This window comes from Pseudomonas putida (assembly GCF_028682395.1).
In the GTDB taxonomy this organism is placed as follows: Bacteria; Pseudomonadota; Gammaproteobacteria; order Pseudomonadales; family Pseudomonadaceae; genus Aquipseudomonas; species Aquipseudomonas putida_AB.
The window spans coordinates 112,033-136,942 of the sequence record NZ_JANHLC010000009.1 but is presented as its reverse complement, the minus strand read 5'-3'; the positions used below and the strand labels follow the sequence as shown (position 1 = coordinate 136,942).

The following is a 24,910-nucleotide window of genomic DNA, read 5'->3' as shown; positions in this document are numbered from 1 at the left end:
GTCCAAGCAACTTTGAGGTGATTCCCATGATGAAGGGTGGCATGGCCGGCCTGATGAAGCAGGCGCAGCAGATGCAGGAAAAAATGGCCAAGATGCAGGAAGAACTGGCCAATGCCGAAGTGACCGGGCAATCCGGTGCCGGTCTGGTCTCGGTGGTGATGACCGGTCGTCACGACGTCAAGCGCGTGACGCTCGACGACAGCCTGATGCAGGAAGACAAGGACGTGCTGGAGGACCTGATCGCCGCGGCGTTCAACGACGCGACCCGCAAGATCGAAGCCAATAGCCAGGACAAGATGTCCGGCATGACCTCGGGCATGCAGTTGCCGCCAGGCTTCAAGATGCCGTTCTGATCGGTATCGCGACCCCTTGAATGCCAGGCCTGTGCCTGGCATTTGTTTTTGTGAGTCAAAAACTCGCGAGTAAACTCGGGCCCGCAAGGGGGCGGTGGGCTGAAAAAAGTGGATGACACCCTTTCGGGGCGCAGGTATAAACCGCCTCTTGTTGTTTTTGTAGGACCTTTTTCATGAGCTTCAGCCCCCTGATTCGCCAATTGATCGATGCCCTGCGTACGCTGCCGGGTGTGGGTCAGAAGACCGCCCAGCGCATGGCCCTGCAACTGCTTGAGCGTGACCGCAGCGGTGGTTTGCGCCTGGCTCAGGCCATGAGCCAGGCCATGGAAGGTGTCGGACATTGCCGGCAATGTCGCACGCTGACCGAGGACGATCTGTGCCCGCAGTGCGCTGACACGCGCCGCGATGACAGTTTGTTGTGTGTGGTCGAGGGGCCGATGGATGTGTACGCGGTGGAGCAGACCGGTTATCGCGGTCGCTACTTTGTGCTCAAGGGGCACCTGTCGCCGCTCGATGGCCTGGGGCCTGAAGCCATCGGGATTCCGCAGTTGCTGGCGCGGATCGAAGAACAGGGCAGCTTCACCGAAATCATCCTGGCCACCAACCCGACGGTAGAAGGCGAGGCCACTGCCCATTACATCGCCCAGCTGTTGGCCGGCAAGGGCCTGATCACCTCGCGCATCGCCCATGGCGTGCCCTTGGGTGGCGAGCTGGAACTGGTGGATGGCGGAACCCTGGCCCACTCATTCGCCGGGCGCAAACCCATCTCCCTGTAAGGGACATGAGCGGCAAGCTTTAAGCGGCCAATCGCAAGCTTGGAGCCTGCCGTTAAGAGCTATTGTTCGCTGAGGCTGAACTGGGTCAGGCAGAACGTCGGGATGCCCATGTCTTCCAGGCGCTGCGAGCCACCGAGTTCCGGCAAATCGATGATTGCCGCGGCTTCAAAGATCGACGCGCCCATGCGGCGCACCAGATTGGCAGCGGCGATCAGGGTGCCGCCGGTGGCGATCAGGTCATCGAACATCAGCACCGAGTCGCCTTCGCAAAGACTGTCAGCATGGACTTCGAGAAACGCTTCGCCGTACTCGGTCTGATAGCCTTCGGCAAGCACGTCGGCAGGTAGTTTGCCCTGTTTGCGGAACAGGATCAGGGGTTTGTTCAGTTGGTAGGCAATGATCGAGCCGATCAGAAAGCCTCGGGCATCCATGGCGCCGATATGGCTGAATTCTGCTTCGACATAGCGCTGGGCAAACGTATCGGCGACCAGGCGCAAGGCCCGTGGCGATTGGAAGAGTGGCGTGATATCGCGGAAGATCACTCCCGGTTTGGGGAAGTCCACTACGGGGCGGATCAGGGATTTGATGCAGAAGGAGTCGGTGATCATGGGCGAGGAGTCCGCGCTTGCTGTAAGCGCGCCAGTATAACCCGGCAAGTGTGGGCTTGCCGGGTTGCACCTTGTTCAGTTGTCCAGTGAACCACCTGCGAGGGCGCAGAGCTGGATCGGATTAAGGATCTGGATTTCCTTGCCTTCTGCCGCAATCAGTTCATTGGTTTGGAAGCGAGTGAAAACCCGCGAAACGGTTTCTACCGCCAGGCCAAGGTAATTGCCGATTTCATTGCGCGACATGCTTAGGCGGAACTGGTTGGCCGAGAAGCCACGGGCGCGGAAGCGGGCCGAGAGGTTGACCAGGAAGGTTGCAATGCGTTCGTCGGCGGTTTTCTTGGAGAGCAGCAGCATCATTTGCTGATCGTCGCGGATCTCGCGGCTCATGACGCGCATCAGTTGGCGGCGCAACTGCGGTAGTTGCAGGGCCAATTCATCCAGGCGCTCGAAGGGGATTTCACACACCGACGTGGTTTCCAGGGCCTGGGCCGAAACCGGGTAGGTTTCCGTGTCCATGCCGGACAGGCCGACCAATTCGCTGGGCAGGTGGAAGCCGGTAATCTGCTCTTCGCCACTGTCGCTCAGGCTAAAGGTTTTCAGGGCGCCGGAGCGTACTGCATAGACGGAGGCAAACGCATCGCCCTGGCGAAACAGGAACTCGCCTTTCTTCAGCGGGCGACCACGTTTAACGATTTCGTCCAGCGCATCCATGTCTTCCAGATTCAACGAAAGTGGCAGGCAGAGAGGGGCCAAGCTGCAATCCTTGCAATGAGCCTGGCTATGAGCGCGCAGTTTTACTGGCTCGGACATTACGTAAATCCTTGTGAGAAAACACACATAAGCGATAAGGGTAACCCAGCAAGGGGATTAGAGGCCAGCCTGCTCCAAAATGGCGCATTGCTATTAAAGTAAACGAATTATGGCCGATAGCCTTGGATAAGGGATATTCAGAGGAGTACCTGTTACATGCCATCCATTTTTGGTTCGCTTGTCAGCAACGGTATGTTGACGCCGTCGATGACGCCTCAAGCCAAGGACGCTGAAACCGATGCCGAGGCTATCGCAGCCAATGGGGCGGGTGCACAGGCCGAAAAAGCGCCTCCGGCCACGGGGGTGCAAGTCACGCTATCTGAGATCGGTTTGAAGATATCGGCAGGCGGGACGCAAAAGAGTTCGAACAGTGATATCGACGACAGTAGCTTGCCCGATAACGTCAAGAATCTATTGAAAATGATTCGCAAGTTGCAACAGGAGTTGGCGGAAAAAAGGGCCGAGCTACAGGCGGTGATGTCCGACAGGCGCATGAGTCCCGAGCAAATGCAGGCCAGGCTGAGTGCCCTGCAGAGCGAGATTGCCAGCCTCAGCGCCGGCCTTATCAGTGCAAACGGTGCACTGACCAAGGCCTTGAAGGATCTGACCAGCGATCAGGTGATGGACGTGGCCAAGCTGCTGTCCAGCGGTTAAATGACCCGAGAGAATCGCTGGCGGTTCTGCTCTTCCAGGTAAACGTCAAACACCATGCACACCGAACGAACCAGCAGGCGCCCGGCGGGAAGAACGCTGAGGGCGTTGCTGTCGAGCGTGATCAGGCCGTCCCGGGCCATGGCTTCGAGTTGTGGCCAGGCGGCGCTGAAGTAGCCGCGAAAATCGATATTGAACGCCTGCTCGATGGCCTCGAAGTCGAGGTGGAAGTTGCAGATGATCTGCTGGATCACTTCTCGGCGCAGGCGGTCATCCTGATTGCATACCAGGCCGCGGCTGGTCGCCAACTGCGCGCCGGCCAGGGTGTTCTGGTACTGGTTCAGGTCACTGCTGTTCTGGCAGTACAAATCCCCGATCTGGCTGATGGCCGAAACGCCGAGGCCGATCAGGTCGCAATGGCCGTGGGTGGTATAGCCCTGGAAGTTGCGCTGCAGGGTCGACTCTTCCTGGGCAATGGCCAGCTCATCGTCTGGCAGGGCGAAGTGGTCCATGCCAATGTAGCGGTAACCGGCACGGGTCAGTTGTTCGATGGTGCGATGCAGCATTTCCAGCTTGTCGGCCGGTGCGGGCAGATCCGCGCCGTTGATCCGCCGTTGGGGCATGAAACGCTCGGGCAGATGGGCGTAGTTGAACACCGAAAGGCGGTCCGGTTGCAGGCTGATCACTTCGTCCACGGTGCGGGCGAAGTTGTCCGGGGTCTGTTTGGGCAGGCCATAGATCAGGTCGATATTGATCGAGCGAAACTGCAGGGTGCGCGCCGCCTCGATCACTGCGCGGGTCTCATCGAGGCTTTGCAGGCGGTTGACCGCCCGCTGTACGTTAGGATCCAGGTCCTGCAAGCCGATGCTGACGCGGTTGAAGCCCAGTTCGCGGAGCAGGCCCATGGTCGACCAGTCGGCCTCGCGGGGGTCGATTTCGATCCCGTAGTCACCCGAGTCGTCGTCCAGCAGGTTGAAGTGCTTGCGCAGGTGGGCCATCAACTGGCGCAGTTCGTCATGGCTGAGAAAAGTGGGCGTGCCGCCGCCGAAATGCAGTTGCTCGACCTTCTGGTTCGGGTCCAGATGGCAGGCGATCAACTGGATTTCCTGTTCCAGGCGTTGGAGATAGGGCAGGGCGCGTCCGCGGTCCTTGGTGATGACTTTGTTGCAGGCGCAGTAGTAGCAGATGTTGGCGCAAAAAGGCACGTGCACATAGAGCGAGAGAGGGCGCAGTGCTTTGCGGCTGTCGCGTAGTGCATGGAGCAGGTCGAAGGTTCCGACCTGGCTGTGGAATTGTACGGCGGTCGGGTAGGAGGTGTAGCGCGGTCCCGCCAGGTCGTAGCGGTGGATCAGGTCTGGGTCCCAACGAATGGCGTCGAGCATGCGGGCGTTCCCCCGGATTGGCTGCAATGTCCGGAGTCTAGGCAGTTCGCGAAAGCTTCATCTTGACTTGTATCAAAGCCTCTAGGCTGCGTGGGCCGTGCCTTTGAGCATTTTCGACCAATGTACCGCCAGGGTTGTTGCAGGCGGTTACCGGGACCCAGGTCGCCGGCTTTTCCGGGGGGCCGAGCCTGGTTAGTGGCCCATCAGCCAATGCTGGTGGGGGCCGGGCAGCGTCCACAGGCCAAAGAGCATCACCAGCAAGCCGCCGGCCATGCGCACACTGCGCTTGCGCAGCAAGGCGGTGACCCGTTCGGCGGCCAGGCCAGTGGCCAGTAGTACTGGCCAGGTGCCAAGGCCGAATGCCAGCATCAGTAACGCGCTGTCGAGCGCATTGCCCTGGCTGGCCGACCACAGCAGCGTGCTGTAGACCAGGCCGCACGGCAGCCAGCCCCAGAGCGCGCCCAGCAGCAACGCCCGTGGCAGGCTGGACACCGGCAGCAAGCGATTGGCAACGGGCTGGATATGCCGCCACAGGCCGCGCCCAAGGCCCTCGATGCGGGTCAGCCCGCTCCACCAGCCCGCCAGGTATAGGCCCATGGCGATCAGCAGCAGGCCGGCGAGGATGCGCATAAACATGGCGACCGGGCTATTGGCCACGGCCCAGCCGGCCAGGCCGATCAGCAGGCCGGCGCTGGCGTAACTGAGGATGCGCCCTAGGTTGTAGGCCAGCAGCAGGCGAAAGCGCCGGCTGCGCTGTTCTTTGGGGATGGCCAGTGTCAGGGCGCCCATCAGGCCGCCGCACATGCCCAGGCAATGACCGCCGCCCAGTAGGCCGAGAATCACTGCCGAGACCAGCAGCGGGGCGAGCTCAAGCATGGGGCGGGGCCGGATCGTGAGGGTTGGACTGGGCCTCGGGTGTGCCGTTGGCGGCCTCATCGACGGCCGCAGTATGGTTCGGGTCCTGGTCGTCGAACAGAATGCTGTGGGCCGGACCGTCGAGGTCGTCGTACTGGCCGCTGTCCACGGCCCAGAAGAAGATGTAGATGGCGATGGCGACGATAAGCAGCGCCGCCGGGATCATCACGTAGAGAGCTGGCATGTGAACTCCGTGCCCGCCGGCTTCAGGCCGGTAGAGGGCGGGTTTCTGGCGTGGGGCCGGCCGGTGTCTGATCGGGCAGGCGAGTCAGGCGCAAGGCATTGAGCACCACGGTCAATGAACTGATGGACATGCCCACCGCGGCCCAGATGGGCGTGATCCAGCCCAGGGCGGCGAAGGGCAGCATAAGGCCATTGTACAGGCCAGCCCAGAGCAGGTTCTCGATAATGACCCGGCGGGTCCGTCGCGCCAGAGAAAAGGCCTGTACCAGTGCATCGAGGCGGTTGGACAACAGCACTGCGTCGGCGCTGGTTTTGGCCAGGTCAGTGGCCGAGCCCATGGCCACGCTGATATCAGCGGCCGCCAGTACGGGGACGTCATTGACGCCGTCGCCGAGCATCAGCACCTTGCGGCCCTGGCGGTGCAGCAACTGCAATACTTGCAGCTTGTCGTCGGGGCGCAGGCCACCCCGGGCCTCGTCGATGCCCAGTTCGGCCGCCACGCTGGCGACCATCGGCGAGCTGTCGCCGGACAGCAGCAGGGTTTTCCAGCCGCGCGCCTTGCAGGCGGCGAGCAGGGCCGGGGCATCGCTGCGCAGGCGGTCGTCGAGGACGAACCAGGCCAGCGGGCCCTCTTCATTGCCCAGCAGTAACCACTGCCCGGCCTCGCTGGGCATGGTCGGCAGTGGGCTGGCACTGAGGGCGCAGACAAACGCCGGCTGGCCGATACGCAAGCGCTGTTCGCCGATCAAGCCCTCCAGGCCAAGGCCGGGACGGCTGTGGACTTCGTCAGCGGCCCGTGGCGCTCGGCCGAAGGCTCGGGCGATCGGGTGTTCGGAGCGGTTTTCCAGGGCGGCGGCCAGGCTCAGGCATTCGTCGCTGTCCAGGCTGCCCAGAGGACGAATGGCGCGCAGGGCCAGGCGTCCTTCGGTCAGGGTGCCGGTCTTGTCGAAAATCACCGTATCGATCTGGTTCAGGCCCTCGATCACATGTCCGCGGGTCAGCAGCAAGCCGAGTTTGTGCAGGGTGCCGGTTGCGGCGGTCAGCGCGGTTGGCGTGGCCAGGGAGAGCGCACACGGGCAGGTGGCGACGAGCATGGCCAGGACAATCCAGAAGGCTCGCGAAGGATCGAGCTGCCACCACAGCAGCCCGATGACGGCGGCTGCGATCAGTGACAGCAGCAGGAACCATTGGGCGGCGCGGTCGGCAATTTCCGCCAGGCGCGGTTTTTCACTCTGGGCGCGCTCCAGCAGCCGAACGATGGCCGACAGGCGTGTGTCCTGGCCGAGGGCAAGCACTTCGACAGTCAGCGCGCCCTCGACGTTCAGGGTGCCAGCGGTGACCGCGTCGCCCACCTGCCGGGCTTGAGGCAGGTATTCGCCCGTCAGCAGGGATTCATCGATGCTCGACTGACCGTCGAGGATCTTGCCGTCGGCCGGCAGGACTGCCCCAGGATGCACCAGTACCCGATCGCCAAGGCGCAGTTCACTGAGCAGGATCCGCTCGCTCTGGCCTTCGCCATCCAGGCGCAGGCACGAGGCGGGCAGTAGATTGACCAACTGCGCGGTGGCGGCGGCGGTCCGCTCGCGTGCGCGCCGTTCTAGATAGCGCCCGGCCAGCAGGAACAAGGCGAACATGCCCACGGCATCGAAGTACAGCTCGCCAACGCCAGTGATCGAGGTCCAGATCCCGGCGAGATAGGCCCCGCCGATGGCCAGCGAGACCGAGACATCCATGGTCAGGTGGCGCGTGCGCAAGTCGCGCATGGCGCCGCGAAAGAACGGCGCGCAGCTGTAGAACACGATGGGCGTTGTCAGGAACAGCGCGACCCAGCGCAGGATAGTGTGCAGCTCGGGGCTGAGGTCGATATTGAATTCCGGCCAGGTGGCCATGGTTGCCATCATGGCCTGGAACCACAACAGGCCAGCGACGCCCAATTGGCGCAGGGCCTTGCGGTTTTCTGCCGCCAGTTGCTCCGACGCGCGGTCGGCTTGATAGGGGTGGGCCGCATAGCCGATATGGCGCAGCTCGCTTAGCACCTGGCTCAGGGGCAGTTGACTGTCGGTCCAGCGCACATGCAGGCGATGATTGGACAGGTTGAGCCGGGCTTCGGCCACGGCTGGCAGGGTCCGCAGGTGCTTCTCGATCAGCCAGCCACAGGCGGCGCAACTGATGCCTTCGATCAGCAGGGTCGCTTCGGCGAGCTCGCCTTCGTGACGGACAAAGGGTTTTTGTACGTCAGCACGGTCGTACAGGGCCAGTTCGTCAAGCAGCTGGACCGGCAGGGCCTGGGGGTTGGCTGAAGCTTCGCTACGATGGCTGTAATAGTTTTCCAGGCCGCCAGCGACAATGGCTTCGGCCACGGCCTGGCAGCCTGGGCAACAGAATTCGCGGGGTTGGCCGAGAACGGTCGCCGTGAAGCGGCTACCGGTCGGAACGGGCAGGGCGCAGTGATAACAGGGTGTTGGAGTGGTCATGTGCCTTGGGTACGCGGTCCGTGTGGCAGCAGGCCCGGCGACGCCTTGAGGGCGTGGTCGGGCCTGCTGCTACGGGCTTGAGGAGGGCCGGTTAGTTGTCCAGGTGTTCAGCGCCTTGCAGCGGCTCGTCACCCAGCAGCAGCTTCTGGTCGTGGCTGACCTGTTCTTCCTCGAACAGACGCCAGGTCTTGTCGTGGTCGGTGCCGAGCAGTTCGACGAAGCGGCGGCCTTCGACCTTGTCGGTCAATTGACCGATATAGCGCCCCGGTTCGCTCTCGCTGCGGGCCAGGGTGATCTTGCGATCCTTCTCCGGCTGGGTCGGGGAGATCAGGTTCAGTTCAAGTGTCTGCGGCTGGCTCTTGCCGCTCAGGAGCAACTCGACTTCGCCGGTCAGTTCGTCTAGCTGCACGCTGGCCCGCACTTGCAGGGTCTGGGCCAGCAGTTCGCGGTCCAGTGAGCGGTTGATCCCTTTGCCGGCCTCGTAGTAGTTGTCGTTGACCAGGTTGTCCGGATTGTTCACCGCAATGGTGACCATGGACAGGGTCAGCGTCACCGAGCAGGCCAGGATGCCGATGATGATCCACGGCCAGAGGTGCTTGTACCAGGGGCTGGAGGCAGTTACTGCAGGCATGTCAGGCTCTCTTTAACGAATTTGTGGGCCGATGAAGCGGCTCTTGGCTTCAACTTGGACATCGTTGTCGTCGGCATCTCTGAGGATGAAGAACACCTCGTTGGTGCTCGACGGCAGTTTTTCTGGGGCAATCGACAGTTCGACCGGCATGCTGACGATATCCCCGGCACCCACCTTGATCTCGCGTTTGCCTTGCAGGCGCAGATCCGGCAATCCCTTGGCGTCGAGTACGTAGGTGTGGTCGTGCTGGTCCTTGTTCATGATCTTCAGGCTGTAGACGTTTTCGATCCGCCCTTCGGCGTTCTCGCGATACAGCACGCGGTCCTTGCTGACGTCGAAGCCGACCAGCGAGCGCATGAAGAAGGCCGTGACGAGCAGGCTGATCATGGCTAGCAGCACCAGCGCATAACCGATCAGGCGTGGCCGCAGTTTATGGGTTTTTTGCCCGGACAGGTTGTGTTCGGTGGTGTAGCTGATCAGGCCGCGTGGATAATTCATCTTGTCCATGATGCTGTCGCAGGCGTCGATGCATGCGGCGCAGCCGATGCACTCGATCTGCAGGCCATCACGGATGTCGATGCCGGTCGGGCAGACCTGAACGCACATGGTGCAATCAATGCAGTCACCCAGGCCCATGGCCTTGTAGTCGGCTTCCTTCTTACGCGGGCCACGGACTTCGCCGCGACGCGGATCGTAGGAAACGATCAGGGTGTCCTTGTCGAACATCACGCTCTGGAAGCGTGCGTACGGGCACATGTAAATGCACACCTGCTCGCGCAGCCAGCCGGCGTTGCCGTAGGTGGCCAGGGTGAAGAAGCCGATCCAGAAATACGACCAGCCATCGGCCTGGCCGGTAAAGAAGTCCACGACGAGTTCGCGGATCGGCGAGAAGTAGCCGACGAAGGTCAGGCCGGTCACGAAGCCGATTAACAGCCATAGGCTGTGCTTGGCGAGTTTACGCACGAACTTGTTGGCGCTCATGGGCGCCTTGTCGAGCTTGATGCGCTGGTTACGGTCGCCTTCGGTGACCTTTTCGCACCACATGAAAATCCAGGTCCAGACACTTTGCGGGCAGGTATAGCCGCACCAGACGCGTCCGGCGTAAACCGTGATAAAGAACAGGCCAAAGGCACTGATGATCAACAGGCCCGAGAGCAGGATGAAGTCCTGGGGCCAGAAGGTCGCACCAAAAATAAAGAACTTGCGTTCCGGCAGGTTCCACCAGACCGCCTGATGGCCGCCCCAGTTTAGCCAGACGGTACCGAAGTAGAGCAGGAACAAACCGGCGCCACCGATCATCCGCAGGTTGCGGAACAGTCCGGTGAAGGCGCGGGTATAGATTTTTTCTCGTGACGCGTAGAGGTCGATAGTGGTCGTCGAGTTTTTGGCAGGCGGGGTTACATCGTGTACCGGAATCTGGTTAGTCATCTTTGCGTCCCACGGCAGTGGAAAATGCCTCGGTCAGTACATGCCAACCGCGGTCAGAAAGGGTCTTGCAGTGGCGCAATGATACGCCTGTAGCTCTAGCTCAAGGGTGCGACCTTTGGTCGCGTTGGGCGAACTCGATTGTTCGTGTAGTGACTTGAATCAATTGACTTGTGGATTATGGACGCTTTTCCCGCTGCCGGGTATGTGCCCTGATCAGCCCCACGGATCGAGCGGCGGGGCGCCGGTGGCGTGGAAATCATCGATATTACGGCTGACCACTGTCAGTCCATGAACCAATGCGGTCGCGGCATTCAAGGCGCAGGATACCGGTTTCCAGTTTCAGCAGACTGACGGCGCAGAGAAACGGGCTGGCGGGAGACACGCTTCGGGCGCAGCTTGCCCGCTGGGTGTGGAGATCGAAGTCAGCCAGTTCGGCCATGGCCAGTATTTCGACAATGCTGGTGCCAGGGCCGGTGAGTTTTTCGTGCGCCTTCCTGCTTAGCCGTACGTGGGCTGGCTTGCCACGGTCGGTGATGATGACCGGTGCCAGGCGCGAGGCTTTTTTGGCTCCACTTGTGTCTTGTTTAAGCTTCCGGCTGGAAATGGCCGTGGTACTCATGGTGAGACCTGCGCACGGAACATGAATGTAGAGGCGCTGCTACTGCGGGGGCCGAGGTTGCAATCGCGAAAGTGGGTTGGGCGATGCAAGGTTGTGTGGCCTCAAACAAAACGGCCCCGCCAAGGGTGATTGGCGGGGCCGTTGGGTGTTGCTCAGACGCTGGGCTTATTGGGCTTCGGTCTGATTGTCACCGTGGGACAGGCTGTACACATAGGCCGCCAGCAGGTGAACCTTGTCGTTGCCTTGCAGGTCTGCCTGGGCAGGCATCACACCCTGGCGACCATGGCGAATGGTCTGCTGCAGCTGTGCGAAGCTCGAGCCGTAGATGAAAGCGCCCGGGTGAGTCAGGTTAGGCGCGCCCATTGCTGGCGTACCTTTGCCTTCCGGACCGTGGCAGACCGCGCAGTTGGTTGCAAACAGCTTCTGGCCGTTTTGCGGGTCAGCTTTTGCGCCTTCCGGAAGCTTGCGGCCGTCGAGCTGGGTCAGCACGTAGGCCGACACATCGCTCACGCCTTGCTCGCCAATCACTTCGCCCCAGGCTGGCATCACGGCATGACGGCCGCCCATGATGGTGGCCTTGATGCTTTGCGGATCGCCGCCCCAGCGCCAGTCGGCGTCGGTCAGGTTAGGGAAGCCATAGGCACCCTTGGCGTCGGAACCGTGGCAAACCGAGCAGTTGGAGGCGAACAGGCGGCCCCCCATCTTCAGTGCTTGCGGATCCTTGGCGACTTCTTCGATCGGCATGGATGCGAATTTGGCGAAGATCGGCCCAAACTTGGCGTCCGATTTAGCCATTTCCTTTTCCCACTCGTGCACACCGGTCCAGCCAGACTGGCCGTTGGCGAAAGGGGTCTGCTTCTCATTGTCCAGGTAGGTGTAGCCTGGCAGGAGGCCTTTCCAGTTACCCAGGCCTGGGTAGAGCACCAGGTAGCCAAGGGCGAAAACGATGGTGCCGACAAACAGCATGAACCACCATTTTGGCAGTGGGTTGTCGTACTCCTCGATCCCGTCGTAGGAGTGACCCACGGTTTCGTCCGTCTGCCCGGTGCGCTGGCCCTTGCGGGTCGACAGCAGCAGCCAGGTCAGGGCGAAGATGGTACCCAGACTGAGGACTGTGACGTACAGACTCCAGAACGTAGTCATTCTTTGTTACTCCTAGAAGCTTGCTCGACGTGCTTGATGGCTTCGGGATCATCCGCGAAAGGCAGCAAGGTCGCTTCGTCAAACTCTGACTTGCGCCGCGAGCTGAAAACCCACAGCGCCAGGCCGATAAAGGCCACCATCACGACGACGGTGCCCAGGCCGCGAATCATCCCGATATCCATTTAGATCACCGTTTGCTTTTGATGATGGTGCCCAGGCCTTGCAGGTAGGCCACCAGCGCGTCCATTTCGGTCTTGCCCTTCACGGCATCCTTGGCACCGGCGATATCTTCGTCGGTGTAAGGCACGCCCAGAGTGCGCAGGACTTCCATTTTTTTCGCAGTGTCTTTGCCGTCGAGCTTGTTTTCTACCAGGAACGGGTAGGCTGGCATTTTCGACTCAGGCACCACGTTGCGCGGGTTGTACAAGTGCGCACGCTGCCAGTCATCGGAGTAACGACCGCCGACACGGGCCAGGTCCGGACCGGTACGTTTGGAACCCCACAGGAACGGGTGGTCCCAGACGCTTTCACCGGCGACCGAGTAGTGGCCGTAGCGTTCGGTCTCGGCGCGGAACGGACGGATCATCTGCGAGTGGCAGCCGACACAGCCGTTGGCGATGTAGATGTCGCGGCCTTCCAGTTCCAGCGCGGTACGTGGCTTCATGCCCTCGACCGGCTTGTTGGTAACGTCCTGGAAGAACAGCGGAACGATCTGGGTCAGACCGCCGATGCTCACGGCGATGACCATGAAGAAGGCCAGCAGGCCGATATTCTTCTCGACTACTTCATGCTTCATCAGTGAGCTCCAACTACAACGATCTTGGCGGCGGCTTCAGCTTCCACCGGGTCCGCGGCGCGTACGGTACGGAACACGTTGTACGCCATCAGCAGCATGCCGCTGGCGAAGAACGCACCGCCGAGGGCACGAACGATGAAACCTGGGTGGCTGGCTTGCAGCGCTTCGACGAACGAGTAGGTCAGGGTGCCGTCATCGTTGATTGCACGCCACATCAGACCCTGGGTGATGCCGTTGACCCACATCGAGGCGATGTAGAGCACGGTGCCGATAGTGGCCAGCCAGAAGTGCGCGTTGATCAGGCCCGTGCTGTGCATTTGCGCACGGCCGTAGACTTTCGGGATCAGGTGGTACAGGGCGCCGATGGAGATCATCGCTACCCAGCCCAAGGCGCCGGCGTGTACGTGGCCAATGGTCCAGTCGGTGTAGTGCGACAGCGAGTTGACGGTCTTGATGGCCATCATCGGGCCTTCAAAGGTCGACATACCGTAGAACGCCAGGGACACCACCAGGAAGCGCAGGATCGGGTCGGTGCGCAGCTTATGCCAGGCGCCCGACAGGGTCATCATGCCGTTGATCATGCCGCCCCAGCTTGGCGCGAGCAGGATGATCGACATCGCCATGCCCAGGGACTGAGCCCAGTCCGGCAGTGCGGTGTAGTGCAGGTGGTGCGGACCGGCCCAGATGTACAGGGTGATCAGCGCCCAGAAGTGCACGATCGACAGGCGATAGGAGTAGATCGGACGCTCGGCCTGCTTCGGAACGAAGTAGTACATCATGCCGAGGAAGCCGGTGGTCAGGAAGAAGCCCACGGCGTTGTGACCGTACCACCACTGGATCATTGCATCGGTCGCACCGGCATAGGCCGAGTAGGACTTGAAGAAGCTGACCGGCAGGGAAGCGTGGTTGACGATGTGCAGCATCGCGGTGACCACGATGAACGCACCGTAGAACCAGTTGCCCACGTAGATGTGGGTGGTTTTGCGCTTGACGATGGTGCCGAAGAACACCAGGCCGTAGGTGACCCACACGATCGCGAGCAGGATAGCCAGAGGCCATTCCAGTTCAGCGTATTCCTTGGTGGTGGTGTAGCCCATCGGCAGAGTGATGAGCGCACCGACGATCACCGCTTGCCAACCCCAGAAGGTGAAGGCCGCGAGACTGTCGGAAATCAGTCGCGTTTGGCAGGTTCGCTGCACGACGTAGTAGGAAGTGGCAAACAACGCACAACCACCGAAGGCGAAAATCACCAGGTTGGTGTGCAGCGGGCGTAGGCGTCCAAAAGTCGTCCACGGCAGATCGAAGTTCAACTCCGGCCATACCAGTTGTGAGGCGATGAAGACACCAAGCCCCATGCCAAGGATCCCCCAGACCACCGTCATGATGGCGAACTGGCGGACTACCTTATAGTTATAAGCAGTCGGACTGATTGCTGTGCTCATTCTAAGGTTCCACGGTTTGGGTGTTTTATTAGGGATAAAAATCGGCCGCAAGTATGGAGAAAGCGGGGGGTCATTGCAACGCAGCATGACCTGGGTCAAGGCGTTCCGACGCTGATTCTGCGCCCTTTCCATGTGCTGAGTAGGGACAAAATCGGTCGCCAGAAAATGTTCCCGCAAGAGGAACCGGCGAGGGGCATGGGGTGGATGTGACCGCGTGTGTGTCAGTGAGGGGGCAGGACATCAGGCATCGAACGGGACGTTAGCCGGTATAAACCCGCCGTTCAGGCCTGTTATCGAGCTTTATCAGCAAACGCGCGCCGTCCGTTTTCGCCCATGACCGACAGGTGCCAGTCCTCGAAAGAAAAAGCTTAGTCGCGATTGCCGGGAGTGTGAAGAAGGACTTTGGAAGGGTGCGACACTTGGTCGCGTGAGAGCGGGGGAACTGCCGCACCGGAGTCGATGCGGCAGTTGTGTCATTCGAGGCGCGAAACCTCTAAGGACGGTGTTACTCGGATTGGCTTGCTGCAGCGTTGTCATGGGACAGGCTGTACACGTAGGCCGCCAGCAACTGCACCTTGTCGTTACCCAGCAGTTCGTTCTGCGCCGGCATGTGGCCCTGGCGACCATGACGAATGGTCTGTTGCAACTGGGTCAGGCTGGTGCCGTAGATGAAACCGCCCGGTTGGGTCAGGTTCGGCGCACCCATCATCTCCATGCCCTTGCCGTCCGGGCCATGGCAGGCGACGCAGGTGGTGCTGAACGCTTGCTGACCGGCTGCCAGGTCGGCTTTGTCGCCTTCAGGCAGCGGCAAGCCCGCCAGGTTGTGACGCACGTAGGCGGCGACGTTTTTCACGCCGTCTTCGCCCAGTACTTCACCCCAGGCCGGCATGGCGGCAACACGACCGGCCATGATGGTGGTCTTGATCGTGTCGGCATTGCCGCCCCAGCGCCAGTTGCTGTCGGCGAGGTTAGGGAAGCCGAAGGCGCCCTTGGCGTCGGAGCCGTGGCAGACCGAGCAGTTGGACGCGAACAGGCGGCCGCCCATCTTCAGTGCTTGTGGGTCCTTGGCGACTTCTTCCACGGGCATGGCTGCAAATTTGGCGAAGATCGGCCCGAACTTGGCGTCTGCCTTGTCCATTTCCTTCTGCCATTCATTGACGCCGGTCCAGCCATTTTCATAGCCGGGCAGGATGCCTTTCCAGTTGCCCAGACCCGGGTAGAGGATCAGGTAGCCGACCGCAAACACCAGGGTGCCGGCGAACAGCATGAACCACCATTGCGGCAGCGGGTTGTCGTATTCCTCGATCCCGTCGAAGCTGTGGCCCATGGTCTGGTCGGTGCTGCCTTTGGTTTCACCCTTGCGCGTGCCGATCAACAGCCAGGTCAGGCCGATCAGGCTGCCAATGGTCAGTACGCAGATGTACGTACTCCAGAACGTGGTCATGGCCGGAGGCTCCTTGTCGCGATTACTTCGTTGTTGGTGTCGGGCAGCGGCTCATCGGCAAAGGGCAGCAGGCGTGCTTCGGCGAATTCCGGGTTGCGCTTGCCGTTGAACACCCAGATCGACAGGCCGATAAAGGCGATCAGCACGATCAGGGTGCCGAGTCCGCGGATCATTCCGCTATCGAGTTCAAAGCCCATGGCTCACCTCTTGCTCTTGATCGCAGTGCCGAGCACTTGCAGGTAGGCGACCAATGCGTCCATTTCGGTCTTGCCCTTGAGCGTCTCGGTGGCACCGGCGATGTCTTCTTCGGTGTACGGCACGCCCAGGGTGCGCATGACTTTGAGCTTGGTCTCGGTATGGCTGCTGTCGACCGGCTGGGTGACCAGCCAAGGGTAGGCGGGCATCTTCGACTCAGGCACGACGTTGCGCGGGTTGTACAGGTGAGCGCGGTGCCAGTCGTCCGAGTAGCGTGCGCCGACACGGGCCAGGTCCGGACCGGTACGCTTGGAGCCCCACAGGAACGGGTGGTCCCAGACGCTTTCACCGGCAACCGAGTAGTGGCCATAGCGCTCGGTCTCGGCACGGAACGGCCGGATCATCTGCGAGTGGCACTGCACGCAGCCTTCGCGGATGTAGATATCGCGACCTTCCAGCTGCAGCGCGGTGTAGGGCTTCATGCCCTCGACCGGCTTGTTGGTGACGTCCTGGAAGAACAGCGGGACGATCTGGGTCAGACCGCCGATGCTCACGGCTAGCACCATCAACAGCAGGAGCAGGCCGACGTTTTTTTCAATCGTTTCGTGTTTCATGGCGAACTCCTCAGGCCATCTGCGCGGCGGCGGTGACTTGTGCTGGCTCGGCATCGCGCACGGTGCGCCAGGTGTTGTAGGCCATCAGCAACATGCCGCTGAAGAAGATCGCGCCGCCGACCAGGCGTACGACGAAGCCTGGGTGGCTGGCCACCAGGGTTTCGACGAAGGAGTAGGTCAGGGTGCCGTCATCGTTCACTGCGCGCCACATCAGGCCCTGGGCGATACCGTTGACCCACATCGAGGCGATGTAGAGCACGGTGCCGATAGTGGCCAGCCAGAAGTGGGCGTTGATCAGGCCGACGCTGTGCATCTGCGTGCGACCGAAGACTTTCGGGATCATGTGGTACAGGGCGCCGATTGAGATCATCGCTACCCAGCCCAGAGCGCCGGCGTGTACGTGGCCGATGGTCCAGTCGGTGTAGTGGGAGAGGGCGTTGACGGTCTTGATAGCCATCATCGGGCCTTCGAAGGTCGACATGCCGTAGAACGCCAGGGAGACGACCAGGAAGCGCAGGATCGGGTCGCTGCGCAGCTTATGCCAGGCGCCCGATAGGGTCATCATGCCGTTGATCATGCCGCCCCAGCTTGGCGCGAGCAGTACCAGCGACATCACCATGCCCAGGGACTGGGCCCAGTCTGGCAGTGCGGTGTAGTGCAGGTGGTGCGGGCCGGCCCAGATGTACAGGGTGATCAGTGCCCAGAAGTGCACGATCGACAGGCGATAGGAATACACCGGGCGCTCGGCCTGCTTGGGTACGAAGTAGTACATCATCCCCAGGAAACCAGCAGTCAGGAAGAAACCTACGGCGTTGTGGCCGTACCACCACTGAACCATGGCGTCAGTTGCACCGGCATATAGCGAGTAGGACTTGGTCAGGCTGACAGGGATTTCCAGGTTGTTGACGATGTGCAGGATCGCCACGGTGACGATAAACGCACCGAAGAACCAGTTACCCACGTAGATGTGCTTGGTCTTGCGCTTGAGCAGCGTGCCGAAGAACACAATGGCGTAGGCGACCCAGACGATGGTGATCAGGATATCGATCGGCCATTCCAGTTCGGCGTATTCCTTGGAACTGGTATAACCCAGCGGCAGGCTGATGGCCGCCAGCAGGATGACCAGTTGCCAGCCCCAGAATGTGAACGCAGCGATTTTCGGTGCGAACAGCTGGGTCTGGCAGGTGCGTTGGACCGCGTAGAACGAACTGGCGAACAGGGCGCAGCCGCCGAACGCGAAGATCACGGCGTTGGTGTGCAGTGGGCGCAAGCGCCCGAAGCTGGTCCATGGCAGGTCGAAGTTGAGTGCTGGCCAGACCAATTGTGCTGCGAGGAAAACCCCGAGCCCCATTCCGACGATGCCCCACACCACCGTCATAATGGCGAATTGGCGGACCACCTTGTAGTTGTAGGCGGTGCTAGTTGAAGTGTTCATGGTTCCCCATCCACGGTTCGGACAAAGCGAGAGCGATTGCGCACGGCATGGCTCTGGTTCTCGCTGATCCGGAGTTATAGGCAGACTAAAAAGCGAGGCAAGCATGGACAAAGGGCATCAGGTCGGTATTGACGCTGATCAATGGGCGCAGTGCGTGGCCAAACACGGTTGGCGATGGGACCCCGCGCCAGCCGGGCCGGGCCGGGCCCCGGTGACGCTGATCCTCGCCCACGGAGCAGGGGCGCCCATGGACAGCAACTTTATGGCGGATATGGCTGCACGCCTTGTTGCGAGCGGTATCAGCGTCCTGCGTTTCGAGTTTCCCTACATGGCCCAGCGCCGTCTGGAGGGCGGTCGTCGTCCACCGAATCCGATGCCTCGGCTACTGGACTGCTGGCGCGAGGTGTATGCCGTGGTGCGACTTCATGTCGCTGGGCCGCTGGCGATTGGCGGCAAGTCCATGGGGGGGCGCATGGCCAGTTTGCTGGCCGATGAACTGGGCGCCGCAGGGCTGGTGTGCCTGGGATATCCGTTCTATGCCGCCGGCAAGCCCGAGAAACCGCGTGTGGCGCACCTGGCCGAGCTGCGCACGCCGACCCTGATTGTCCAAGGCGAACGCGATGCCCTGGGCAATCGCGCGACCGTAGAGGGCTACAGCCTGGCTCCCGCCATTGAGGTGCACTGGCTCAGCGCGGGCGATCACGATCTCAAGCCGCTTAAATCCTCGGGATTGACCCATGAACAGCATCTGCAGGCTGCCGCCGCACGTGTAGCCGGGTTCCTGCACGGCTTGTCCCGCTAGGCGCGGGCGGTTGCCCACGGATGTACGGCGGGCAATAAAAAACCGAAAGGCGGGCCTTTCGGTTTTTTGTACAGCGCTCACGGCTTCAACGGTTGAAACGTTCTACCAGCGAATACTGGGTGGTGGCCGTGAGGGTCAGTTCCTCGCTGAGTAGCGCCGAGTGTTGGGCCTGCTCGGACGTCTGATCCGCCAGTTGGGCAATGGTGCTGATATTGCGGCTGATTTCCTCGGCCACCGCATTCTGCTCTTCGGTGGCGGCGGCGATCTGGGTGGTCATATCGGTGATATTGGCCACTGCCTCGCTGATTCCGATCAGCGCCTGGTCGGCCTCCAGTACCCGCGCCACCCCTTCTTCGGCCTGGCGATGGCCGGCGTCCATGGTTTGCACGGCGGTATTGGCGGTTTGCTGCAGCTTGGCGATCAGGCTGTGGATCTGCCCGGTCGACTCGCTGGTCCGTTGCGCCAACTGGCGGACTTCATCGGCAACCACGGCGAAGCCGCGGCCCATTTCCCCGGCGCGCGCCGCTTCGATGGCGGCGTTCAGGGCCAGCAGGTTGGTCTGGTCAGCGATGCCCTTGATCACGTCGACGACGCCGCCGATCTCGTCACTGTCCTTGGCCAGTTGGGTCACGGTGGCACCGGTCTCGCCCACCACCACCGATAGGCGCTGGATGGCCTCGCGGGTTTCGCCAGCGATATCGCGGCCACGGCTGGTCAGCCGATTGGCTTCCTGGGTGGCGTCGGCCGTGCGCTGCACGTGGCTGGCGACTTCCTGGGTGGTCGCGGCCATCTGGTTGACGGCGGTAGCGACTTGCTCGGTCTCGACCCGCTGACGCTCCAGACCACTGGAGCTCTTATGGGCCAGCACATCGGACTGACGGGCTTGCTCGTTAAGGTGCTCGGCGGTGTCCTGCAGACGGGTCAGGCAGGTTTTCAAACGGGCTTCCTGGCTGAGGATGGACATCTCCAGGCGCGCTTGCGGGCCACGGCTGTCGGTGTACATCTGCGCGATCAGCGGATCGGAGGTGGTTTGTTCGGCCAGGCGCAGCAGGCGCTTGAGCCCACGTTGCTGCCAGCTCAGGCCCAACAGGCCGAGCGGTACCGACAAGGCGGCGGCCAAGGCGAAGCCCCAATGGGAGTTGAGCCAGGCGCCAATCATAAAGCTCAATTGGCTGACGAGGATAAACGGCAGCCAGTCCTGCAGGACCGGCAGCCACTTGTCGCGCTTTGGAATGGCCGACTTGCCCTGGTTCAGACGCTGGTACAGCGCCTCGGCGCGCCGTACCTGCTCAGCGGAGGGCTTGACCCGGACCGACTCGTAGCCCACCACCTGGCTGCCTTCGAATATCGGCGTGACATAGGCATTGACCCAGTAATGGTCGCCCGTCTTGCAGCGGTTCTTGACGATGCCCATCCAGGGCAGGCCTTGCTTGAGCGTATTCCACATGTGCGCGAACACAGCCGCCGGCACATCCGGGTGACGTACCAGGTTGTGCGGTGCGCGAATCAGTTCCTCGCGGGAAAACCCACTGATCTCGACGAAAGCGTCGTTGCAGTAGGTGATCACCCCCTTGGCGTCGGTGGTGGAGATCAAACGTTGCTGAGCGGGGAAGGTACGTTCGCGTTGTGTTATCGGTTGGTTGTTACGCATGTTTTTTTCGATCCGCAAGGCTTTACAGGCTATCGGCAGGAGGCTTTTTTTTATGAATTTAGTTTTTACAAATACATATAAGTGTCCATTGTTGTATGCGCGGGCTTCATAAGGGAAGCGAGAGCTGCGCTAAAAGTGCAATTTCCCCGATCGGCTGATCAGGCGGGCACTGGGTCGTGGGGCTTTCGACACGCTGGAAACGCCCAGAATAGATGCTTCTAGGCGCTCGCCAGAGGGGGATTTAGTCCTTTGGTAGTAAAGGTTCATTACTGCGGGTCATGGGGGGCCTTAGTTCAGCCGAGTTGTTGGCTTGGTAATAAAAAGTTACTTATCCGGAAATCAACTAGTTCATTCGGAGTAGGGGCGGGCCCCGACACCGCCTGGGCGGGATCGGGGTGTGCTGGTTAGGAAGCGATCAGTTGGCGCAGGACGTAGTGCAGGATGCCACCGGCCTTGAAGTACTCGACTTCATTGAGGGTATCGATGCGGCAGAGCACCTCGACTTTCTCGCGGCGGCCGTCCTCACGGACGATGGTCAGGCCGAGGTTCATCCGCGGTTGCAGTTCGGCGCCGCTCAGGCCGCTGATTTCCAGGGTTTCGCGGCCCGTCAGTTGCAGGCTCTTGCGGTCCTGGTCAAGCTTGAACTGCAGCGGTAGCACACCCATGCCGACCAGGTTGGAGCGGTGGATGCGTTCAAAGCTTTGCGCAATCACCGCCTTGACGCCCAGCAGGTTGGTGCCCTTGGCTGCCCAGTCGCGGCTCGACCCGGTGCCGTATTCCTGCCCGGCAATCACCACCAGTGGCGTGCCTTCGGCCTGATAGCGCATGGCCGCGTCATAGATCGCCAGCTTTTCTCCGCTGGGAATGTGCAGGGTATTGCCGCCTTCTTCGCCGCCAAGCATTTCATTGCGTATGCGGATATTGGCAAAGGTGCCGCGCATCATCACTTCATGGTTGCCGCGGCGCGAACCGTAGGAATTGAAGTCCCGCGGTTCCACGCCTTTCTCCCGCAGATAACGACCGGCCGGGCTGTCCGCCTTGATATTGCCAGCGGGCGAGATATGGTCGGTGGTCACCGAGTCACCCAGCAGGGCCAGGATCCGGGCCCCGCGGATGTCCTCGATCACGGGCAAGGGCCCGGTGATGTTGTCGAAGAACGGCGGATGCTGGATATACGTCGAGTCCGGCTGCCAGACATAGGTGGCGGCCTGCGGTACTGCAATGGCCTGCCACTGGGCGTCGCCGGCAAAGACTTCGGCGTATTCCTTGTGGAACATCGCCGTATCGACCTGGGCGACCGCGTCGGCAATTTCCTTTTGGCTCGGCCAGATATCGCGCAGGTAAACCGGCTGGCCATCCTTGCCTTCACCCAGTGGCTCGCGGCTGATATCGATGCGGACATTGCCGGCCAGGGCATAGGCGACGACGAGGGGCGGCGAGGCCAGCCAGTTGGTCTTGACCAGCGGGTGGACGCGCCCTTCGAAGTTGCGATTGCCCGACAGCACCGAGGCGACGGTCAGGTCCGATTGCTGGATCGCCTTTTCGATGGGCTCCGGCAGTGGGCCGGAGTTGCCGATGCAGGTGGTGCAGCCATAGCCGACCAGGGCAAAGCCCAGTTGGTCGAGGTAAGGCGTCAGGCCGGCCGCCTTATAGTAGTCGGTGACGACCTTGGAGCCGGGGGCCAGGGAACTCTTGACCCAGGCTTTGCGAGTCAGGCCCTTTTCCACGGCTTTTTTTGCCACGAGCCCGGCGGCCATCATCACGCTCGGGTTGGAGGTGTTGGTGCAGGAGGTGATGGCGGCAATCACCACGGCGCCATTTTTCAGGCGATAGGTCTGTCCTTCATAGCTGTAGTCGGCTTCGCCCACCAGGTCGGCGTTGCCGACCGCAACACCGCCACCGCCTTCACTTTCCAGGCGGCCTTCTTCTTTGTTGGTCGGCTTGAACTGCAGGCTGAGGAAATCATCGAAGGCCTGGCCGACATCGGCCAGTGCCACGCGGTCTTGTGGGCGCTTGGGGCCGGCCAGGCTGGCTTCGACGCTGCCCATGTCCAGGGCGAGGGTGTCGCTGAACACCGGTTCCTGGCCCGCCAGGCGCCACAGGCCCTGGGCTTTGCAGTACGCCTCGACCAGTTTCACGGTGGCGGCGGGGCGGCCGGACAGGCGCAGGTAATCCAGGGTGATGTCATCTACCGGGAAGAAACCGCAGGTCGCACCGTATTCCGGGGCCATATTGGCGATGGTCGCGCGATCGGCGAGGGGCAGGTCGGCCAGGCCGTCACCATAGAACTCGACGAATTTGCCGACCACGCCTTTCTTGCGCAGCATCTGGGTGACGGTCAGCACCAGGTCGGTGGCGGTGATGCCTTCCTTGAGCTTGCCGGTCAGCTTGAAGCCGATCACTTGCGGGATCAGCATCGATACCGGCTGGCCGAGCATCGCCGCTTCGGCTTCGATCCCGCCGACGCCCCAGCCCAGCACGCCGAGGCCGTTGATCATGGTGGTGTGTGAGTCCGTGCCGACCAGGGTATCGGGGAAAGCGTAGGTGCGTCCGTCATCGTCCTGTCGGGTCCAGACCGTGCGGCCCAGGTATTCCAGATTGACCTGGTGGCAGATTCCGGTGCCCGGCGGCACGACGCTGAAATTGTCGAAGGCGTTCTGGCCCCAGCGCAAAAAGGCATAGCGCTCGCCGTTGCGTTGCATTTCGATCTCAACGTTCTGTTCGAAGGCCTGGTGGCTGGCGAATTTATCGACCATCACCGAGTGGTCGATTACCAGGTCCACCGGCGACAGCGGGTTGATGCGCTGTGGATCGCCACCGGCCTTGGCCACGGCGGCGCGCATGGCGGCCAGGTCGACGACGGCGGGAACCCCGGTGAAGTCCTGCATCAGCACGCGGGCCGGGCGGTACTGGATCTCGCGGTCCGAGCTGCGGTTTTTCAACCAGGCGGCGAGTGCCTTGAGGTCGGCGCCGGTGACGGTCTTGGCGTCCTCCCAGCGCAGCAGGTTCTCCAGCAGGACCTTGAGTGACATCGGCAGGCGGTCGAGGTTGCCCAGGCTTTTGGCGGCCTCAGCGAGGCTGAAGTAGTGATAGGTCTGGTCGTCGACTTCTAGGGTTTTAAGGGTTTTCAGGCTATCGAGGGATGGCATTGAATCACTCCTTTTGATCCGCACGGCTACGGATCTGACGGGACTTACAGAACGTTAACGCTAGCTCTGTTTGGCAGGACTGCTTGATCACTGGACTGTGCGGCGAAGTCCAAGGTTCCTAACTCGGTTATGATGCGCGGGTTTTCGTGACAGGCTTTGCTTCAGGGCAAGTTTGAGCATTTCGCAGTCGCCGACTGCCCAGGAGTATTGATGAAGAGCCTTTTTATGCACTGCCGGCCGGGTTTCGAGGGCGAAGTCTGCTCCGAAGTGGCTGAAATCGCCGCGCGGCTGGATGTGGCCGGTTATGCCAAGGCGAAGCCCGGCACGGCCTGCGCCGAGTTTGTCTGCATGGACGACGACGGTGCCGAGCGCCTGATGCATGGCCAGCGTTTTGCCGAGTTGATCTTTCCACGCCAGTGGGCCCGTGGCCAATTCCTGCAGTTGCCGGAAACCGACCGGATCAGTGTGATCCTTGAGGCGTTGGCGGATTTTCCGGTGTGCGGCAGCCTGTGGCTGGAAGTCGTCGACACCAACGATGGTAAGGAGCTGTCGAACTTCTGCAAAAAGTTCGAAGCGCCGTTGCGCAAAGCGCTGGTCCAGGCGGGTAAATTGCAGGATGACCCGGGCAAGCCGCGTCTGCTGCTGACCTTCAAGAGTGGGCGCGAGGTCTTCCTGGGGTTGGCCGAGGCCGATAACTCGGCCATGTGGCCTATGGGCATCCCCCGCTTGAAGTTTCCCCGCGAGGCTCCCAGCCGGTCGACGCTTAAGCTGGAGGAGGCCTGGCACCACTTTATCCCCCGTGATCAATGGGATGAACGGTTGTCCGGCGAGATGACCGGTGTCGATCTTGGCGCTTCACCGGGTGGCTGGACCTGGCAGTTGGTCAACCGCGGCATGCTGGTAACGGCCATCGACAATGGCCCGATGGCCGAGAGCCTGATGGACACCGGGTTGGTTCAGCACCTGATGGCCGATGGTTTTACTTACACGCCGCGGCAGCCGGTGGACTGGATGGTCTGCGATATCGTCGAGAAGCCGGCGCGCAATGCGGCGCTGTTGGAAACCTGGATCGGCGAGGGCCATTGCCGCGAGGCGGTGGTCAATCTGAAGTTGCCGATGAAACAGCGTTATGCCGAAGTGCGGCGTTTGCTGGAGCGCATCGAAGACGGCTTCAAGGCGCGTGGGATCAAGGTGGCGATTGGCTGCAAGCAGCTGTACCACGACCGTGAGGAAGTGACTTGCCACCTGCGTCGCCTGGACACCAAGGCGCCGAAAAAGCGCCATTGAGCCGTAGCCGTCGGGCGGCGGCTGTTGTGGCCTAAAGGCCGTTTCCAGGCCGCTGACGCATCGAGGCGGTGGCCGCACGCGGTGCTTTACGCGACAATGCCGGCCAGTTTTTGGAGTGAATC

The 24,910-nt window shown here is 61.4% G+C and carries 23 protein-coding genes and 2 pseudogenes; 5 read left to right on the top strand and 20 right to left on the bottom strand.

The features are described 5' to 3' along the window. Nucleotides 1-26: 26 nt before the first annotated feature. Complete coding sequence (locus NPS46_RS20085) at nucleotides 27-353, top strand: YbaB/EbfC family nucleoid-associated protein (RefSeq protein ID WP_274110220.1); 327 nt, start codon at nucleotides 27-29, stop codon at nucleotides 351-353. A gap of 173 nt (nucleotides 354-526) precedes the next feature. Continuing rightward, entirely contained in the window at nucleotides 527-1,129 is a 603-nt protein-coding gene (gene recR, locus NPS46_RS20080; RefSeq protein ID WP_274110218.1) for a recombination mediator RecR, read from the top strand. 59 nt (nucleotides 1,130-1,188) lie between these two features. On the opposite strand, the gene NPS46_RS20075 is transcribed toward recR, so the two are convergent. Beyond that, nucleotides 1,189-1,737 carry an adenine phosphoribosyltransferase gene (locus NPS46_RS20075; RefSeq protein ID WP_274110216.1) on the bottom strand — a complete coding sequence of 183 codons (549 nt, stop codon included), beginning with the start codon at nucleotides 1,735-1,737 and terminating at the stop codon, nucleotides 1,189-1,191. A 75-nt stretch (nucleotides 1,738-1,812) separates the two neighbouring features. Then, nucleotides 1,813-2,547: a fumarate/nitrate reduction transcriptional regulator Fnr gene (gene fnr, locus NPS46_RS20070; RefSeq protein WP_274110214.1), complete on the bottom strand. Its 735-nt coding sequence runs from the start codon at nucleotides 2,545-2,547 to the stop codon at nucleotides 1,813-1,815. Between the two features lie 156 nt (nucleotides 2,548-2,703). On the opposite strand from fnr, the gene NPS46_RS20065 reads away from it, so the two are divergent. Beyond that, a complete protein-coding gene (locus NPS46_RS20065) occupies nucleotides 2,704-3,201 on the top strand; it encodes a hypothetical protein (RefSeq protein WP_274110213.1) in 498 nt (165 codons plus the stop codon). Here NPS46_RS20065 and hemN read toward each other — a convergent pair. The 16 genes and pseudogenes from hemN to ccoN (NPS46_RS19985) all read right to left on the bottom strand — a co-directional run bounded on the left by hemN (nucleotide 3,198) and on the right by ccoN (NPS46_RS19985) (nucleotide 17,899). Continuing rightward, nucleotides 3,198-4,580 carry an oxygen-independent coproporphyrinogen III oxidase gene (gene hemN / locus NPS46_RS20060; RefSeq protein ID WP_274110211.1) on the bottom strand — a complete coding sequence of 461 codons (1,383 nt, stop codon included), beginning with the start codon at nucleotides 4,578-4,580 and terminating at the stop codon, nucleotides 3,198-3,200. The two genes, NPS46_RS20065 and hemN, sit on opposite strands and share 4 nt — an antisense overlap. A 192-nt stretch (nucleotides 4,581-4,772) precedes the next feature. Next, on the bottom strand, nucleotides 4,773-5,456 hold the full coding sequence (locus tag NPS46_RS20055) for a sulfite exporter TauE/SafE family protein (protein WP_274110209.1): 684 nt from the start codon (nucleotides 5,454-5,456) through the stop codon (nucleotides 4,773-4,775). Then, complete coding sequence (gene ccoS, locus NPS46_RS20050; RefSeq protein WP_274110207.1) at nucleotides 5,449-5,679, bottom strand: cbb3-type cytochrome oxidase assembly protein CcoS; 231 nt, start codon at nucleotides 5,677-5,679, stop codon at nucleotides 5,449-5,451. The genes NPS46_RS20055 and ccoS overlap by 8 nt, the downstream gene beginning before the upstream one ends. Before the next feature lie 22 nt (nucleotides 5,680-5,701). Beyond that, nucleotides 5,702-8,152, bottom strand: a complete 2,451-nt coding sequence (locus tag NPS46_RS20045; RefSeq protein WP_274110206.1) for a heavy metal translocating P-type ATPase — start codon at nucleotides 8,150-8,152, stop codon at nucleotides 5,702-5,704. A 91-nt stretch (nucleotides 8,153-8,243) separates the two neighbouring features. Further along, nucleotides 8,244-8,783, bottom strand: coding sequence for a FixH family protein (locus tag NPS46_RS20040; RefSeq protein ID WP_274110204.1), 540 nt, complete (start codon nucleotides 8,781-8,783; stop codon nucleotides 8,244-8,246). A gap of 12 nt (nucleotides 8,784-8,795) precedes the next feature. Then, nucleotides 8,796-10,211, bottom strand: a complete 1,416-nt coding sequence (gene ccoG, locus NPS46_RS20035; RefSeq protein ID WP_274110202.1) for a cytochrome c oxidase accessory protein CcoG — start codon at nucleotides 10,209-10,211, stop codon at nucleotides 8,796-8,798. Nucleotides 10,212-10,424: 213 nt separating this feature from the next. Beyond that, nucleotides 10,425-10,535 (bottom strand): annotated as a pseudogene (locus NPS46_RS20030) (VapC toxin family PIN domain ribonuclease); the annotation flags it as partial. Between the two features lie 73 nt (nucleotides 10,536-10,608). Continuing rightward, nucleotides 10,609-10,830 (bottom strand): annotated as a pseudogene (locus NPS46_RS20025) (type II toxin-antitoxin system Phd/YefM family antitoxin); the annotation flags it as partial. Between the two features lie 165 nt (nucleotides 10,831-10,995). After that, nucleotides 10,996-11,973 (bottom strand): cytochrome-c oxidase, cbb3-type subunit III, encoded by a 978-nt coding sequence (ccoP, locus tag NPS46_RS20020; RefSeq protein WP_274110200.1) that lies wholly within the window; start codon nucleotides 11,971-11,973, stop codon nucleotides 10,996-10,998. Then, nucleotides 11,970-12,155, bottom strand: a complete 186-nt coding sequence (locus tag NPS46_RS20015) for a cbb3-type cytochrome oxidase subunit 3 (protein ID WP_274110198.1) — start codon at nucleotides 12,153-12,155, stop codon at nucleotides 11,970-11,972. The genes ccoP (NPS46_RS20020) and NPS46_RS20015 overlap by 4 nt, the downstream gene beginning before the upstream one ends. Nucleotides 12,156-12,160: 5 nt before the next feature. Beyond that, the gene (ccoO, locus tag NPS46_RS20010) at nucleotides 12,161-12,769 is read right to left on the bottom strand and encodes a cytochrome-c oxidase, cbb3-type subunit II (protein WP_022643327.1); all 609 of its coding nucleotides are present in this window, start codon (nucleotides 12,767-12,769) and stop codon (nucleotides 12,161-12,163) included. Beyond that, on the bottom strand, nucleotides 12,769-14,211 hold the full coding sequence (gene ccoN / locus NPS46_RS20005; RefSeq protein ID WP_274110195.1) for a cytochrome-c oxidase, cbb3-type subunit I: 1,443 nt from the start codon (nucleotides 14,209-14,211) through the stop codon (nucleotides 12,769-12,771). Before ccoN (NPS46_RS20005) ends, ccoO (NPS46_RS20010) begins: the two co-directional genes overlap by 1 nt. A 505-nt stretch (nucleotides 14,212-14,716) precedes the next feature. Next, the gene (ccoP, locus tag NPS46_RS20000; RefSeq protein ID WP_274110194.1) at nucleotides 14,717-15,655 is read right to left on the bottom strand and encodes a cytochrome-c oxidase, cbb3-type subunit III; all 939 of its coding nucleotides are present in this window, start codon (nucleotides 15,653-15,655) and stop codon (nucleotides 14,717-14,719) included. Next, entirely contained in the window at nucleotides 15,652-15,852 is a 201-nt protein-coding gene (locus NPS46_RS19995; protein WP_274110192.1) for a cbb3-type cytochrome oxidase subunit 3, read from the bottom strand. The genes ccoP (NPS46_RS20000) and NPS46_RS19995 overlap by 4 nt, the downstream gene beginning before the upstream one ends. Before the next feature lie 3 nt (nucleotides 15,853-15,855). Further along, nucleotides 15,856-16,464, bottom strand: a complete 609-nt coding sequence (ccoO, locus tag NPS46_RS19990) for a cytochrome-c oxidase, cbb3-type subunit II (protein ID WP_274110190.1) — start codon at nucleotides 16,462-16,464, stop codon at nucleotides 15,856-15,858. A gap of 10 nt (nucleotides 16,465-16,474) precedes the next feature. After that, nucleotides 16,475-17,899, bottom strand: a complete 1,425-nt coding sequence (ccoN, locus tag NPS46_RS19985; RefSeq protein WP_274110188.1) for a cytochrome-c oxidase, cbb3-type subunit I — start codon at nucleotides 17,897-17,899, stop codon at nucleotides 16,475-16,477. A 103-nt stretch (nucleotides 17,900-18,002) separates the two neighbouring features. Between ccoN (NPS46_RS19985) and NPS46_RS19980 the strand changes: the two genes are divergently transcribed. Next, complete coding sequence (locus NPS46_RS19980; protein ID WP_274110187.1) at nucleotides 18,003-18,701, top strand: alpha/beta family hydrolase; 699 nt, start codon at nucleotides 18,003-18,005, stop codon at nucleotides 18,699-18,701. A gap of 85 nt (nucleotides 18,702-18,786) precedes the next feature. On the opposite strand, the gene NPS46_RS19975 is transcribed toward NPS46_RS19980, so the two are convergent. Together NPS46_RS19975 and acnA are read right to left on the bottom strand one after the other, a co-directional pair. After that, on the bottom strand, nucleotides 18,787-20,352 hold the full coding sequence (locus tag NPS46_RS19975) for a methyl-accepting chemotaxis protein (protein WP_274110185.1): 1,566 nt from the start codon (nucleotides 20,350-20,352) through the stop codon (nucleotides 18,787-18,789). A 404-nt stretch (nucleotides 20,353-20,756) separates the two neighbouring features. Beyond that, entirely contained in the window at nucleotides 20,757-23,501 is a 2,745-nt protein-coding gene (acnA, locus tag NPS46_RS19970) for an aconitate hydratase AcnA (RefSeq protein WP_274110183.1), read from the bottom strand. Between the two features lie 210 nt (nucleotides 23,502-23,711). On the opposite strand from acnA, the gene rlmM reads away from it, so the two are divergent. Then, the gene (gene rlmM / locus NPS46_RS19965; RefSeq protein WP_274110181.1) at nucleotides 23,712-24,788 is read left to right on the top strand and encodes a 23S rRNA (cytidine(2498)-2'-O)-methyltransferase RlmM; all 1,077 of its coding nucleotides are present in this window, start codon (nucleotides 23,712-23,714) and stop codon (nucleotides 24,786-24,788) included. The last annotated feature ends 122 nt before the right edge of the window (nucleotides 24,789-24,910 follow it).

Bases quoted from the DNA above. Each gene is read 5' to 3' on its own strand.
- fnr (WP_274110214.1), bottom strand. From the start codon at position 2,547: ATGTCCGAGCCAGTAAAACTGCGCGCTCATAGCCAGGCTCATTGCAAG.
- rlmM (WP_274110181.1), top strand. From the start codon at position 23,712: ATGAAGAGCCTTTTTATGCACTGCCGGCCGGGTTTCGAGGGCGAAGTC.
- NPS46_RS20065 (WP_274110213.1), top strand. From the start codon at position 2,704: ATGCCATCCATTTTTGGTTCGCTTGTCAGCAACGGTATGTTGACGCCG.
- NPS46_RS20045 (WP_274110206.1), bottom strand. From the start codon at position 8,152: ATGACCACTCCAACACCCTGTTATCACTGCGCCCTGCCCGTTCCGACC.
- ccoG (WP_274110202.1), bottom strand. From the start codon at position 10,211: ATGACTAACCAGATTCCGGTACACGATGTAACCCCGCCTGCCAAAAAC.
- ccoS (WP_274110207.1), bottom strand. From the start codon at position 5,679: ATGCCAGCTCTCTACGTGATGATCCCGGCGGCGCTGCTTATCGTCGCC.
- recR (WP_274110218.1), top strand. From the start codon at position 527: ATGAGCTTCAGCCCCCTGATTCGCCAATTGATCGATGCCCTGCGTACG.
- NPS46_RS20085 (WP_274110220.1), top strand. From the start codon at position 27: ATGATGAAGGGTGGCATGGCCGGCCTGATGAAGCAGGCGCAGCAGATG.
- NPS46_RS19980 (WP_274110187.1), top strand. From the start codon at position 18,003: ATGGACAAAGGGCATCAGGTCGGTATTGACGCTGATCAATGGGCGCAG.
- NPS46_RS20075 (WP_274110216.1), bottom strand. From the start codon at position 1,737: ATGATCACCGACTCCTTCTGCATCAAATCCCTGATCCGCCCCGTAGTG.
- NPS46_RS20015 (WP_274110198.1), bottom strand. From the start codon at position 12,155: ATGGATATCGGGATGATTCGCGGCCTGGGCACCGTCGTCGTGATGGTG.
- NPS46_RS20055 (WP_274110209.1), bottom strand. From the start codon at position 5,456: ATGCTTGAGCTCGCCCCGCTGCTGGTCTCGGCAGTGATTCTCGGCCTA.
- NPS46_RS19975 (WP_274110185.1), bottom strand. From the start codon at position 20,352: ATGCGTAACAACCAACCGATAACACAACGCGAACGTACCTTCCCCGCT.
- ccoO (WP_022643327.1), bottom strand. From the start codon at position 12,769: ATGAAGCATGAAGTAGTCGAGAAGAATATCGGCCTGCTGGCCTTCTTC.
- ccoO (WP_274110190.1), bottom strand. From the start codon at position 16,464: ATGAAACACGAAACGATTGAAAAAAACGTCGGCCTGCTCCTGCTGTTG.
- ccoN (WP_274110188.1), bottom strand. From the start codon at position 17,899: ATGAACACTTCAACTAGCACCGCCTACAACTACAAGGTGGTCCGCCAA.
- NPS46_RS19995 (WP_274110192.1), bottom strand. From the start codon at position 15,852: ATGGGCTTTGAACTCGATAGCGGAATGATCCGCGGACTCGGCACCCTG.
- hemN (WP_274110211.1), bottom strand. From the start codon at position 4,580: ATGCTCGACGCCATTCGTTGGGACCCAGACCTGATCCACCGCTACGAC.
- ccoN (WP_274110195.1), bottom strand. From the start codon at position 14,211: ATGAGCACAGCAATCAGTCCGACTGCTTATAACTATAAGGTAGTCCGC.
- ccoP (WP_274110194.1), bottom strand. From the start codon at position 15,655: ATGACCACGTTCTGGAGTACGTACATCTGCGTACTGACCATTGGCAGC.
- ccoP (WP_274110200.1), bottom strand. From the start codon at position 11,973: ATGACTACGTTCTGGAGTCTGTACGTCACAGTCCTCAGTCTGGGTACC.
- acnA (WP_274110183.1), bottom strand. From the start codon at position 23,501: ATGCCATCCCTCGATAGCCTGAAAACCCTTAAAACCCTAGAAGTCGAC.
- NPS46_RS20040 (WP_274110204.1), bottom strand. From the start codon at position 8,783: ATGCCTGCAGTAACTGCCTCCAGCCCCTGGTACAAGCACCTCTGGCCG.